This is a genomic window from Haloechinothrix salitolerans (assembly GCF_042662605.1).
Classification (GTDB): Bacteria; Actinomycetota; Actinomycetes; order Mycobacteriales; family Pseudonocardiaceae; genus Haloechinothrix_A; species Haloechinothrix_A salitolerans.
This window is the reverse complement of the sequence record NZ_JBHSXX010000001.1, coordinates 5,841,745-5,854,465: the sequence shown is the minus strand read 5'-3', so window position 1 is coordinate 5,854,465 and position 12,721 is coordinate 5,841,745. Positions and strand designations below refer to the sequence as shown.

At 64.0% G+C, this 12,721-nt stretch carries 8 protein-coding genes and 1 pseudogene; 2 read left to right on the top strand and 7 right to left on the bottom strand.

Annotated elements, in window-relative coordinates:
- The first annotated feature begins 198 nt into the window (after positions 1–198).
- Positions 199–408, top strand: a complete 210-nt coding sequence (locus ACFQGD_RS27955) for a response regulator transcription factor (RefSeq protein WP_345399013.1) — start codon at positions 199–201, stop codon at positions 406–408.
- 107 nt (positions 409–515) lie between these two features.
- Here the strand turns inward: ACFQGD_RS27955 and ACFQGD_RS27950 are convergent, their stop codons facing one another.
- The 3 genes from ACFQGD_RS27950 to ACFQGD_RS27940 form a co-directional block, all read right to left on the bottom strand.
- A complete protein-coding gene (locus ACFQGD_RS27950; protein WP_345399010.1) occupies positions 516–3,869 on the bottom strand; it encodes a Swt1 family HEPN domain-containing protein in 3,354 nt (1,117 codons plus the stop codon).
- 82 nt (positions 3,870–3,951) lie between these two features.
- Positions 3,952–5,235 carry a hypothetical protein gene (locus ACFQGD_RS27945; protein ID WP_345399007.1) on the bottom strand — a complete coding sequence of 428 codons (1,284 nt, stop codon included), beginning with the start codon at positions 5,233–5,235 and terminating at the stop codon, positions 3,952–3,954.
- On the bottom strand, positions 5,232–6,524 hold the full coding sequence (locus tag ACFQGD_RS27940) for a hypothetical protein (protein ID WP_390221113.1): 1,293 nt from the start codon (positions 6,522–6,524) through the stop codon (positions 5,232–5,234). Before ACFQGD_RS27940 ends, ACFQGD_RS27945 begins: the two co-directional genes overlap by 4 nt.
- On the opposite strand from ACFQGD_RS27940, the pseudogene ACFQGD_RS27935 reads away from it, so the two are divergent.
- Positions 6,502–7,360 (top strand): annotated as a pseudogene (locus ACFQGD_RS27935) (IS5 family transposase). The gene ACFQGD_RS27940 and the pseudogene ACFQGD_RS27935 overlap by 23 nt on opposite strands.
- Here ACFQGD_RS27935 and ACFQGD_RS27930 read toward each other — a convergent pair.
- The 4 genes from ACFQGD_RS27930 to ACFQGD_RS27915 form a co-directional block, all read right to left on the bottom strand.
- Positions 7,344–7,640, bottom strand: coding sequence for a DUF1156 domain-containing protein (locus ACFQGD_RS27930; protein WP_345401477.1), 297 nt, complete (start codon positions 7,638–7,640; stop codon positions 7,344–7,346). The pseudogene ACFQGD_RS27935 and the gene ACFQGD_RS27930 sit on opposite strands and share 17 nt — an antisense overlap.
- Before the next feature lie 202 nt (positions 7,641–7,842).
- The gene (locus ACFQGD_RS27925) at positions 7,843–11,271 is read right to left on the bottom strand and encodes a helicase-related protein (protein ID WP_345401480.1); all 3,429 of its coding nucleotides are present in this window, start codon (positions 11,269–11,271) and stop codon (positions 7,843–7,845) included.
- Positions 11,272–11,452: 181 nt separating this feature from the next.
- A complete protein-coding gene (locus ACFQGD_RS27920) occupies positions 11,453–11,803 on the bottom strand; it encodes a bacterial transcriptional activator domain-containing protein (RefSeq protein WP_390183687.1) in 351 nt (116 codons plus the stop codon).
- Complete coding sequence (locus ACFQGD_RS27915) at positions 11,751–12,251, bottom strand: AfsR/SARP family transcriptional regulator (protein WP_345401483.1); 501 nt, start codon at positions 12,249–12,251, stop codon at positions 11,751–11,753. The genes ACFQGD_RS27920 and ACFQGD_RS27915 overlap by 53 nt, the downstream gene beginning before the upstream one ends.
- Positions 12,252–12,721: the final 470 nt, after the last annotated feature.

The following is a 12,721-nucleotide window of genomic DNA, read 5'->3' as shown; positions in this document are numbered from 1 at the left end:
GTGGCTTCGCCTCATACTGGAACTCGCTTCTCATGCGAGACGACGCCAGACGTGTTCGATCCCGCTTCTGCTGGGATCCAAGCAAGTCATGAGTATGTTCGTCTCCGCCTCTACTTCTGGACCTCGGGGTGCAGCCAGCTCGTGGTCCACACCCCGGGCAGGATGGTCAACTGCAGGTAGGCGCGATCGGCGTCGTAGTTGACCCTGTCTGCCTCGCTCACCGATCGAGAACGCGAAGTCGCCACCGCGATCGCCGAGGGCAAGCAGAACTCCGCCATCGCCAAAGAGCTTTACATGAGCGAGGCAACCGTCAAGACCCACATCACCCGAACCTTCGCCAAACTCGGCGTAAGCAACCGGGTCCAACTCGCCATCTTCGCCTACCAAGCCGGACTTCTAGCGTCGTGAAGGCGCGGGCCATGGCTCATACGTCGATCTGACTGATCTCGTGCTGGAAGGTAGCGCTCATTCTGGAGTATCCGCTTCGCAATGGTGGCCACGTCAGTGACTCCCCATCAGATCTCCTCGAAGCCTGATTGATCGAACTTGAGGGTCTTGGCGTTCTCCGACACCGTGCGAACCTTGGCCTCGTCGAAGCCTTGTGCGCTGGTGGCTTCGATATCGACGCGGACGGTGAGGTTGACTCCTGGTGCAGCGGACAGGTGCGCGAGCACCTCATCGGCAACCTTCTTGAAGTCGAGGGCGTACCGCTCGGGGTTCAGCTCCTTACTCCCGAAGAACCTGGTCGTTTTCGGCTTCTCTGGGGTGGCTGGAGCCAGGCCGCCGAGCCCTTCCTTCGTCGCTCCTTCGTGCTCCGAAGGTTCATCCTCGGGCTTGTGTGGCGAGTTCTCATCCAGCTCCGCAGCGCGCTGTGCCGTGGCGACGGACGGCTGCACGATCAACAGTGCGTCCGTGACGGCAACGTTCACATTGTCCGTCGGCTGAACCAGACCCTGGTATCGCCCGGAGGCATCGTCATACCTCTCGGCGAGCGCGAAGCCATCCTGCTCCCAGAGCAGCGGCTGGTCTACCAGCCCGTTCTTCAAGACCGACTGGTCCTTGAGCCGGGGCATGTAGGCATATGCGGCGTATACCTTCCACAGCTCGCCGACGCTGATGTGACCAGACGACCACACTGTTGGGATTCGATTCAGCGCCAGGCGAATGGTCGCACCGGCCTGCTGCACATTGAGCGAACCATCGTTGCCGAGCCGTTTGGAGACTCGCTCAGCCAGATACGGCGCCTGCCCGTCAGCCTTGGTTGTGGTGATGATGAACGGTTCACCGGGATTGGGCGCTGACGGCACAAGCGCCCATTGGTAGGCCCCGACGAGACGCGCATTCACCGTGTCGTTCGCCTGCGAGCACTTGTCCTTGGCCTGGTTGGTCTGATTCTCCGTGAGGTCGAGGTCGGCCGAGTGGTCAAGGACGTGAGACCAACCGAGAAAGTCCCGCACGGCCCGGTCAAGCTCGTCCATGCGATCTTCATCTGCGGCCAAGTAGACCAGCATGTTTCGGTTGACTCGGTTCGCTGTGCCACGGTTCTCGGTCGCGTGATGAGCGAACTTCATTGCGGATGAATCAGCGACGTTGCGCTTGTGGGTCAGCCGCGGATGCAGGATTACCAGACGGGCTTCGTCGGTGTCGGGGATGTCGCCGGTGTCTTCTGGGCATACATGCACGCCGGCGAAGTCACCGCGGTGGCTGCCCTGGCTATTCAGCCGCTTGGCGATCTCGGCCCAGACGTCTTCCTTGTGCAGCCGATCGGCCTGGTCCTTGGCTCTACGGGAGATGTTGGCTTGCAGGTCGTACCAGTACTTCCCTGACCCGGAGTAGAAGTAGGTCGCCCGGTCTCCTAACTGGGTCAGGGCCGAATGGAAGTTGCCCGGGACGTCCCCGGGCACGGCGGTCCCGAGGAACACTCGCTGCGTCTCCAAACCCTTGTGCGCGGACCCGACTGTGGGTGCCGCACCGAAGAATACGGTGCGCGCCAGCCGCTTGGTCAGCGAGCGTTGGCCGAAGAGCGGCTTGGCAGCATCGATCTTCGCCGGCTCGGAGTTCGGCCCGTCGACGTCAGCATCGATGATCGCCTTCCACGAGTCCTGTAGGTACTGCGTGAGCTCGGAGTTCACGGCCGCCGTAGCGAGCGGAATCGACCCCGGCATGATCAGCGGGGATGCGTCCTCGCCGACCCACAGCGCGTGGATCACGGTGTTCATCAGCCGCAGGACACCGCGAGTCCGCTGGAAGCGTTCCAGAGTCGACCAGTCTTCGTACAGCCGATCGAACAGTTCGGGATGGATGGGGTAGGTCTGCTTGATGCGCTCTTCGAAAGCGGTATCGCGAGCCTCTCTCGGGAAGTCGTCGGAGTGCTTGCGGTACATGTCCACAAAGCCTTTGGCGGTAGCCCCGATGGCGGCGAGCGCCTTGGCATCTGCCGAAGTGAATAGCCGCTGCCGCACGATGTGGTACGCCTCGTTCGCAGAGGCCGGACGCCACTGGTCAGCTACGCGCCGAACAACGTTCTGCAGGCGTTTCAGTGCTTCCAGGCCGTGCGCGCCGCCGACTTCCTCGGCACTTCCGGCCGCTATCTGCTTGTCGTCCCCGCTCTCCGACGCTGGGATCGAGATCGCCAACAAGACCCCAGAGGTTCCTTTCACAGCCTCGGTGAGGGACTGGGCGAAGGTGAACTGGTCGTCGAAGGTGCCGCCGGCGAGATCGTCGCGGGTGAAGAGGCTGCGCGCGTAGGCCACCCATTCGTCAATGAGGATTACCGCGGGCGCGTACGTTTCGAGCAGCGTGTGCAGAGCCTTACCGGGCGGGGTGCGATCCTGATCGGCCTTCGCGACGAGTGCGTAGCCCTCAGCGCCACCGAGTTGTTGAGCCAACTCGCCCCACAGCGTATTCACTACAGTTCCGTCGGTTTTCGTCGAACCCGACGGCGAGGTGTGGTTACCAACGATGGCGACCCGGCGTACGTCAGAGGGAATCTGGTCGTAGCCACAGGACACGAGCAGTTCCTGGGTCTCCTGCGGGAACTCTCCGCGGGGCGTACCTGCCGCAAGGTGCCACAGCGACAGCATGGAGTGTGTCTTTCCGCCGCCGAAGTTGGTCTGCAAGTTGATGACGGGAGACGCGTTGTCGTCACCTGCCATCCGCCGTACCGCTCGCCCGATCAGATCGCGCAACCCCTCAGTCAAGTACGTCCTTGCGAAGAATTCCCTCGGATCGGAGTAGTCTCTGCCCGTCTCGGGTGAGCGAGTGGCCACCTTGAAGAGATCGGCGGCGAACTCGGACGCCTGGAAGTTGCCAGTGGCGACGTCGTCGTGTGGTGGTAGAACTTCACGCCACGGCCGGAGGCCAGCAGATTCGGTCGTGACAACCGCAGACTTCAGCACACGCTTGTCGTCCTTCTCGGCGGTCACGCGTCGAAGGTTCAGCCGGATCTGACCCACCTTGTCGGCGGCGTCCCCGGCGCCGATGGACACGAGCAAGCGCTCCGCGGTGTCGAGCGCGCGATAGGCGTCGTCGTCGGTGAAGGAACCGCCGTGCGCCCAGGTGTTCCGGGTGTCTCGCAGCTCACTCGCGAACGACTTTTGCAACGGGTTGAGCAGGCCGTCGAAGGGATACCAACCCGGCTTCACCTGGTGCGGGATGTTCTCCGTCAGCATGCGCAGCTGTACGTGGGGATCGTTCGACGAGTAGTTCTTGCTCGGCCCGCCCTTCTTGGCGTCTTTCAATGCCACCAACTGCGCCCAGTCAGTGTCCTGGGGGAGGTGTGGCGTCAGCACCCCGTCGATGAACTCCCGCAAGGCGGGAGCCATCACGTCGAACATCTGCCCGATCCGGTCGCGGTTGGACAGCGCCATGTCATTCCTCCCTAGAGGGACCATTCATCGATCAGGGCTTTGGTTAGCGCGCGCTGTGGCAGTTCCCCTGCGCCGAGTTGCTTCACGACACGTCGACCTCCTCGAAGTCGAAGGAGCCCTGGCGGCTGGTGGTCGGAGCAGGGACCGCCCGGGCAGCATCAAGGATCTCTTGCCAGCTCGTCACAAGGGTGTTGAACGACAGGGCATCCTTGGTCCACCGGTTGCCCTCGGCCACACGGAATAGCAAGTGGGCGAGCTCCTTGACCAAGTCGACGTCGACTGCGTTGTCATCGCGGCTCAGGGCCGCGCGCAGGAACTCCCCGGCGGGAGCGATACCGGCACCTTCCAAGATCTTGATCAAGTGGTGCAGCGCTTCCCAAGAGCTGATGTGCAGGTCAGTGAGCACGTCGTAGTCCGCCGACAACTCCGCTGGCTTAATTAGCTGCACCTTGCCAGCCCGGCTGGTGAGGACACCGTCGCGATCAAGAGCTTGCACCACCACGTTGCGGCCCTGGGCGAGCTGTTCAGCCTCTCCATAAGGACCGACGCCATAGCCTCGCTGGCGATACCACGCGATCGCGAACCGCGTCGTCGCGTCGAAGTCGCCCTCCTGCTCGTTGAGCACCTGGTCTACGACCTCCCCAATACGCGCAATTGCACTCCCGACGGTCATTGGTGACCCGTCCGCCTCAAGAACCGTTGAGAACCTGGAGAACACTGCGATGCCAGGACCGAGCGCGGCCTGGTCTAGGTCGACTGCCGCGATCTGGCCGTGCACCAGCGCCTTCAGCGCAGCGGGGAGGTCGTTCTGTAGGGCTGCGATGAATCCCCTTCGGTCGACAGTTGCCGCCGACCTTGGTCGCGCACGGAGCGCGAGCACGACAGACGAGGCCAGAGCGTTGGTCCCGATGCTGATGCGTCTGGATCCGCGTTCAGAACGAACTGGCCACGTGGCTGTGATCTGCCAACCTGCACGAATCATAGCGTCGAGCAGAGTCTGCCAACCGGTCGACTTGAGTCCATCTTCGTTGGTTTCGGCCTGCTTGTAGGCATACCAAACTGTAACTGGGTAATCGAGCGCCGAAGATTCCCGGGCTTTGGTGAACACCGATCGAAACCCATCCTCGAAGAACCGCTTGGCGCCGTCCTTTCCATCGTGTCGGTATGGGTTTGCGACCATTTCATCCGCCTTCGGCACGAGCATCGTCGCAAGAAGATCGGGATGAACATCCCGGAGTGAGCGTCTGAGCCAGACGTAGAAGAAGTCTGACAGATCTGAGTAGCCAACGTTGTCGTAGTAGGGCGGATCTGTAGAGATAAGGCTGCCAGCAGAGAACTCGACCTGGGTGGCCGACGCTTGCATCACCTGTCCGACGGATCCGTGTCCCAGACCTTCAAATGCCTCAGAAACAATTCTGACACTTGTTTCGAACGTCCCCCTATGCTGGCGAACGGATTCGTCTCCGGAAAGTCCCATACCATCGGGATGGCTTGAGCTGCGAAGAGATTCTTCGGACGATCCTCATTTGGATACCAAACGGCGAGACTGCAGCAATAATCGGCAGTTTTTGAGACCGCCATTCCGAGGTACGTCACAATGGCGTTGGCGTAGTCGATCGTGCCGCCGTCATCGAGGATCCGTCTCCGCGCATCGGTGACGACGTCGCTGAATGTGGTCAGCGCGACAAGTTGGCGGTTGGTGAAGAGATCCGTGAACTCCGTCAGGCCATAGGCAGGGGGCGAGAACCACCTGGGGTTCGATGCGATCTCGCCCGATATCGAGTCCACGGGTGCCACGACCTGAGCCGCCGCCTCTTGCACATCATCAGGGGCAAGATAGGTCCGCCGCCGGGACCCCTCGGTGACAACGGCGAGCATTCGCTCACCGCCGCGGCCTGCCGTCCATTCACTGCGGATATGGGTCATCGGCACGCTGGCCTGACACGCCACACAAACGCCACCTGTGCGACCCGACATCGTTCCATCGCGATCCTTGGTGGGCGCCTTAGTGGCGTCATGCCCGATGTCGAACTTCACCCGCTGGCCACTCGTGTGCGTCGGGTCGGGCACGACCGACGGGATGACGTAGGCCTCGTTGCCCTTCTTCTTGCCCAGCCACCACGAGCGGACCAGTGGCATCTCGATGCCACAGGCGGGGTTGGGGCAGGTGACGGTACGGGCCCAGATCCAGGCGATGATGGTCTTGCCGTCGGACTTCGGGTACAGGTGGCCGACGCGCTTTTCCGCTTCATCGCGCATCCAGGCGCCGTAGGCGCGGACGTCTGCGGCAAGACCCTCGGCACGCTTCCATTGCCGAATTTGGGAGTCGGCCAGGCCCGGGAAGACCGGCGGTTGGTCGCGAAACTTCGGCGGGATCTCGATCAGCGCCTTGTTGATGAGCACGGCGACCGGGTTGAGGTCAGAGGCGTGTGCTTCCAAGCCAAGCCGCTGCGCCTCGAGGGGGATGGTGCCTCCGCCGGCGAAGGGGTCGTGGATCGGCGGCGGCTTGCCATCGGTGGAGGCGAGGATTTCAGCGTGGGCCTCAGCGAGCAGCTTCTCGTCGCGGATGTTCTCCCAGACGACTAGGGCGTGTCTCCCGAATATCGGCCGGTGGTTCGCTGATGATCGGTGAATGATCAGAACTGGTGTGATCACGGACGAGTTGTGGGAGTCGATCGAGCCGGTGTTGCCGTCTGATGTTGGGCGGCGTGGTGCGCGCTGGCGTGATCACCGTCAGGTGCTGGAAGCGATCGCGTGGCGCTTTCGCACCGGATCGCCGTGGCGTGATGTGCCCGCTGAGTTCGGCCCCTGGCAGACCTTGTGGAAGCGGCATCGCCGCTGGTCAAGCGACGGCACGTACGAGCGGATCTTCGAGCATGTGCTGTCCGACCACGCCGATACGGGCAAGCTGGACTGGTTGCTGTCGGTGGACTCCACCGTCGTGCGGGCGCACCAGCATGCCGCCGGCGCGCCCTCCGCGGACCACACAGGGGGCCAGGTCGAATGACAAGATTTCCGAGCCGGACGACCACGCGATCGGTCGTTCGCGCGGCGGATTGACCACCAAGGTCCACGCCCTGGTCACCTCCGGTGTCCGCCCGGTGGCCATGCTGCTGTCCGCCGGGCAAGCCGGGGACAATCCGCGCCTGGCGCCGTTGCTCGAGGCCCTGGCCGCGACCGGGCACCGGCCGGATCGCCTGCTGGCGGACAAGGCCTACTCACACCCGTCGACTCGCCGCGAACTGCGGCGGCGACGCCTCCGGCACACCATCCCCGAGCGCTCCGACCAGGCCAAACGCCGTAAGGACAAGGGGTCCGCCGGTGGTCGGCCACCGGGTTTCGACCCCGAGCTCTACAAGCAGCGCAACACCGTCGAGCGCGGTTTCGGCCGGTTCAAGCAGTGGCGCGGAATCGCGACCCGCTACGACAAGTACGCGCGGACCTACTTCGGCGGCGTACTCCTCGCCGCCACCGTCATGCTCGCCCGATGAATCGGGAGACACGCTCTAGTCGCTCGATGATGCCGTGCAGCCGATCACGCTCCTTGCGCTGCAGCTCCTCGGTCGGGAACCTGTCCGGGTGCGACGACGGGTCATCGACCAACTGCGCGAACAGCACCGCACGGGCCGCGGCCAGTGGCCGCTGAGCCCACCACTTGTGAATGGACGACGGATTACGCTTGTAGATGTAGTTCTCGCGCGCGGACTCTCGGTTGATTGCCTCTAGGGGCAACGCCACCTCGATCAACTTCCGCTTCTGCACCGCGGACATTGCTCTCCTACCTCATGCACCGAGCCTGGCCGCCTATGGCGGACTCACTCGGCCCTTCTTGTGACGTGACCGTCACAGCTCGCCACTTTAGTGGGACTGACCGACACCATGGGGGCACAACTCGGTCAGATGGATCGAATCGGACTATCGATGCCTGACCGTTACGTCCCCACATGATCGCTTGGCCTACCGCGAACTCGACTCAGAACGGCGACCTGCCCTTCGCCCAGTTCTTGTTCCAGTCGCTGCGGACCCCGGTGACGTTGAAGTCGCCCAGCTCGACCGTCCTGAACGGGTCCTCCAGGTAGCGGACCTCGTCGTGCTCAGCACCGTGCGGATCTACTTGGACGAGAGCCAGGCGATAGCGAGGTACCGAGTTCTTGCCGATGATGACCTCGTTGTGGGTGACGAAGAAGTCCTTGGCACCGGCAAGTCGGGCCTTCACCTCGATGCGGATGCGGTCGCCGTCAGCCGTCTCGGACAGCACATCGAAACCGGGGTTGTTGAACGCCTGCTCCTGCGGCATTCGCCCTAGTTGACGTTCACAGGCGAGCACCAGGTCAACGCCGCGACGCTCGACCTCCTTGGTCTCGACGGCGTGGATGGGTGCTTCAGCGGGGATCTGCTCCTCCACAATGTTCAAGGGCAAGACGAGCGCTGAAGTCATCACGCGCGGCGGTTTGGTCGACATCTGGGCCTGCCGGTCGAGTTCCTGTAGCCGCCGCTCCAGCCGGGCTTCCAGATCGGCGGCCTTGCGGCTCAGGCTGTCGGCGGTCTCCTTCGGCTGCTGTCCTGCCGCTTGCTTCTCGGCGGCGGCCATCGCCTCACCGGCGAGCCGGTTGATCTCCTGGTTGAGTCGCTGGGTGACCTGCTCGCGAATGCGCTGGATCTCCCGGCTGCGGCGCGACTGTACCTCGGCGAGGTACTCCGGAAGCTGGTGCGCGATGATCCAGCTGGTCGCCTTGGCCTCCGCGTCCCCCATCCACGGCAACTGGCGGGCCTGCTGCGTAACCGGCCCCTCGGGGGCAGGGACACAGTCGAGGTACGGCGCGGGCCCAGCAGGCGACACCTCCCCAGTGTCGTCGACGAAGGCGTAACCAAAGCGTCGTGCCACCGATCTACCCGCCGCGTCCACGACTTCTTCGACCACCCCGACGAGCAGCACCGGCTTCTCCACGGTGGCCGATACCAGGACCGTTCCGCGGTCCAACGTCTGTGTGAGCCGTTCGATCGTCTGATCGGCGACCGCGTCGTGCAGCGGGTGCCCAGGTGCGAGGAGGTCGGCGCGCGGTCCGCCGTCGATCTCTGCGTGGGCGAGATCAAAGGTGACCCGCTCGTAGCGAGTTGCGACCGGTCCTCGCTTGGCTGCGTTCCTGATCGCCGCGGGGACGTTGCTGATCTCGTAGCGGCCCTTCTCCCGACGCGCCAACCGCCCACCAAGCCGCTTGAACGCGTTGCGGAACGTCCACTCGATGTAGTGCGGCTGTAACCGGCGCGCCCGAGCCTCGTCCATCTGTCGCCGTAGTTCGGCCATGTCGGCCTCGGCGAGCGAGTCTTGCGCGAGCGCGCGTTCGGCCAGCAGTTCCTTGAGTCCCTCGGCGACCCGGTCGTCGATGATCTGGTGCATCCGCGCCCGAACCTCGGGCTGCTCGCCGTATCGGATGGCTTCGATCAAGAGGTCACGAAGTGGCGTCTCGTCGAAGGCCGCGCCGAGAACGTCGAAGACCTTGCCGCCGTACGCCTTGCGCTGTTCTTCGACCTTGTCTAGCAGCCGGGTGAACACCGCGCCTTCGCGTGTGTTGCTCGCTACCAGGTTCCAGAGCCGGCAGACCTCGGTCTGCCCGATGCGGTGGACGCGGCCGAACCGCTGCTCGATCCGGTTCGGGTTCCACGGCAGATCATAGTTGACCATCAGGTGCGCGATCTGCAGGTTGAGACCCTCACCCGCGGCATCGGTGGCCAGCAGAATCTGGCAGTCGGGGTTCTTGGTGAACTCCTCGGTGATCTGCCTGCGGTCACCGCGCCGAACGCCGCCATGGATCGACTGCACGGCGTGCGGCTTGCCCAGCAACGTTCGGATCCGGTTCATCAGGTAGCTCAGGGTGTCACGGTGCTCGGTGAAGACGATCAGCTTGCGTGGCTTTCCCTCGGCGTCGTGCACGAGGGCGTTGTCCTCGAGGATCGTGCGCAGCTCCACCCACTTCCTGTCCATGCCGCTGTCACGAACCCGTTTGGCAACGCCGATCAGCTCCTGCAGCTCCAGGAGTTCGAGTCGCAGTTCGCCGACAGTGCGAGCGGCCGTCGCGGCATCGAGTAGTTCCTCCTCGAGCTGCTCGATCTCTTCAGCGTTGTACTCATCGGGGTCGTCGGGAACGTCGAGCTCGGCGGCAGGGTCACGGTCTTCGACGTATGTCCCGGCGAGGATTTCCTTTCTGCGGCGCTCCAGCCGCTCGGCACGTCGCAACAGTGATCGGTAGATCGCTTCCGGGCTGGACGCCAGCCGTCGTTGCAGCACGGTCAAAGCGAACCCGACGGTGTTGCGGCGCTTTCCATCCAGCTTGGCGGCCCGATTCATCCCGTGGCGCACGTAGTTCGTGACCCGTTCGTAGAGGTCCTTCTCCAAGTCGGTCAGGTCATACGGGACGGTCTGCGCGACACGCTCCGGGAACAGGCGCCTTCCCTCGAACGTGAGCAGGTCTTCCTTCACCATGCGGCGCATCACTCCGGAGGTGTCCGCTCCGTGTACGCCTTGCTTGAATTTGCCCGCGAACCGATCCCGGTCCAGCAGGGTCAAGAACAGCTGGAAGTCCTCCTCCTTGCCGGAGTGCGGTGTCGCCGTCATCAGGAGCAGGTGACGAGTCCGTTGGCCGAGCAGCTCGCCCAGCTGGAACCGCTTGGTCTTTTCCAGCTTCCCGCCGAAGTAATGAGCACCCATTCGGTGAGCCTCGTCGACGACCACCAGGTCCCACTCCGATTCGCGGACCTGCGCCTGCAGGTCGTCACTGCGGGCCAGCTGGTCCATCCGTGCGATCAGCAGCGGGTGATGATCGAACACGGACTGACCGATGTTGGCGTCAACCGTTTGACTGGTGAGGATGTCGAAGCGAAGACCGAACTTGAAGAACAGCTCGTCCTGCCACTGCTCCACCAGGCCACCAGGAGCCACGATCAGGCACCGCTTAACGTCGTCGCGAAGCAGCAGCTCCTTGGTATAGAGGCCGGCCATGATCGTCTTGCCGGCTCCGGGGTCGTCGGCCAGTAGGAACCTGAGCGGGGTTCGGGGCAGAAGCTCCCCGTACACGGCGCGGATTTGGTGCGGCAATGGCTGCACATCGCTGGTCGCTACCGCGAGCATCGGGTCGAACAGGCCGGCGAGCTTGATGCGCTGGGCTTCGGCGACCAGCTTGAAGTCGCTCGCGTCGGCATCGAACGGGCGCGCACCACTCTCGGCCAGGGCAAGGCCGGGTTCGTCATCGCGATACAGCACCTGCTGAGACAGCGCGCCATCGAGCCGCTTGTAGGTCAGCTCCAGGGCGCTCGTGCCGTGCCAGGCGACAGCAACGATCGCCACCGGCTCGCCTGGCACGATGCCGCTGATGCGTACTCCAGCCTTGATCTCCTCAAGCTGCACGGCTCCTCCTGGGTCGACCTGCTGCGTAACCTTGCGACTCTAGCCTGCACCCCCGACAGGAGTCGGCCCGGATTTGGGTCGGGTACGCGATACACGAATGTAGGTAGCCAGGTCGATGTTGCGCGTCGGTAACCAGTTGTCGAGCGTCAGGTCGATGGTGTGTTAGTGCCGACCAGCCTTGTCATCGTTCGTATTGCTGACTGCGAAGCGAGCGTGCCAGTTGGAGGATCTCGCTGGATGGCCGTTCGTCGAGCTTGTCGAGTTCGCGTTTGAGCAGGTCGAGGGTGTCGTCGATGGCGTCGTGGCGTCCGAGCCGTGCTTGGGTGCGGATGATCTCCCGGTACAGGGCTTCGTTGGTCGGATCGAGCGCGCGGATGGCATCCAGGGTGGCGAGCTTGCGCTCTTCGTACTCGTCGTGACACGACATGAGCGCGCGCATGGCGCCGATGACCTGCTGGTGCAGGTGCTCGCGTTCGGCTTCAAGCCAGGCTTCGTCGAGGTCGGGCGCGAGCTTCGCGTGGTAGTCCCGCAGGAGTGCGTCCAGCGCTTGGGCAGCTTCGATGTCGCCCGCTGGCGTGTCGGCGGATGGTCTCGTTGATCGCCCACAGGTCGACAGTGATCAGGTCGGGGTTGAGGCTATAGTGCTTGTCGTCGCGGACGACAAGGTCGCGGCAGGACTCACCGATGGCTGGCCGGAGACGGTCGCGGAGCCGGGACAGGTGGCCGTGGAAGCGTCGGTGGCCAGCGTGGACGGTTGAGTCGGGCCACAGGGTCGTGACGAGCGTGTCGCGGCGGATGCCGTCGGGGTGCAGTGCCAGCAGCGTCATGATCTCGCGCTTCTTCGGCTCAATGCCGCTGATGAGGTCGTGGCCGCCCCGGTCGCGCAGGCGCATCCTGCCGAGCACCGTGAGCGACAGGGGCGGGTCGGACGGTTTCCGTCTCGCTGGAAGCCTGGCCGGGCACTTCGAACGGCTCCGCATTCGAGGGATAGTTGGGTGCCGCCTGTGGTGGGATGTCGACGCGGGGTCGCGGTGGCGGGGTTCGTCCACCGCCCTGAGGTCGCTGGGGGCATGGTCGGCGGCTCATCCGAGGCGGCGATCTCGGCTGCGGTGGCTGCCGGGTCGGTCGTCGCGTCGGCTTGCCCGAGAACGTTGAGCAGCTGGTTGGCGTCGTCGGCAGGCAGTGAGAACAGCCGGGCGGACGTCAGATCCGGTGCGGCTCCTCCGGTGGTTTCCTCGACGCTGCCGTCCGGGCCGACGCGGATCGTGATGCCGCCGTCCCATTCTCCGAGCAGGATGGCGGCGAGTCCGGCGGTGGCGCCGGCGTGGAGGGTCCCCTGCAGCCGGCGATGCTGATCCGGCGCGCTGGTGCAGACCAGGACAAGGGGTGAGGCTCTCCGGTCGCGGACTGGGTGCGTGTCCGGGTGAGCAGTTCGGCTTCGAGCCAGTCC

Excerpts from the sequence above, each read along its gene's own strand:
- ACFQGD_RS27950 (WP_345399010.1), bottom strand. The coding sequence starts at position 3,869 with ATGGCGCTGTCCAACCGCGACCGGATCGGGCAGATGTTCGACGTGATG.
- ACFQGD_RS27930 (WP_345401477.1), bottom strand. The coding sequence starts at position 7,640 with ATGTCCGCGGTGCAGAAGCGGAAGTTGATCGAGGTGGCGTTGCCCCTA.
- ACFQGD_RS27915 (WP_345401483.1), bottom strand. The coding sequence starts at position 12,251 with ATGCGGAGCCGTTCGAAGTGCCCGGCCAGGCTTCCAGCGAGACGGAAA.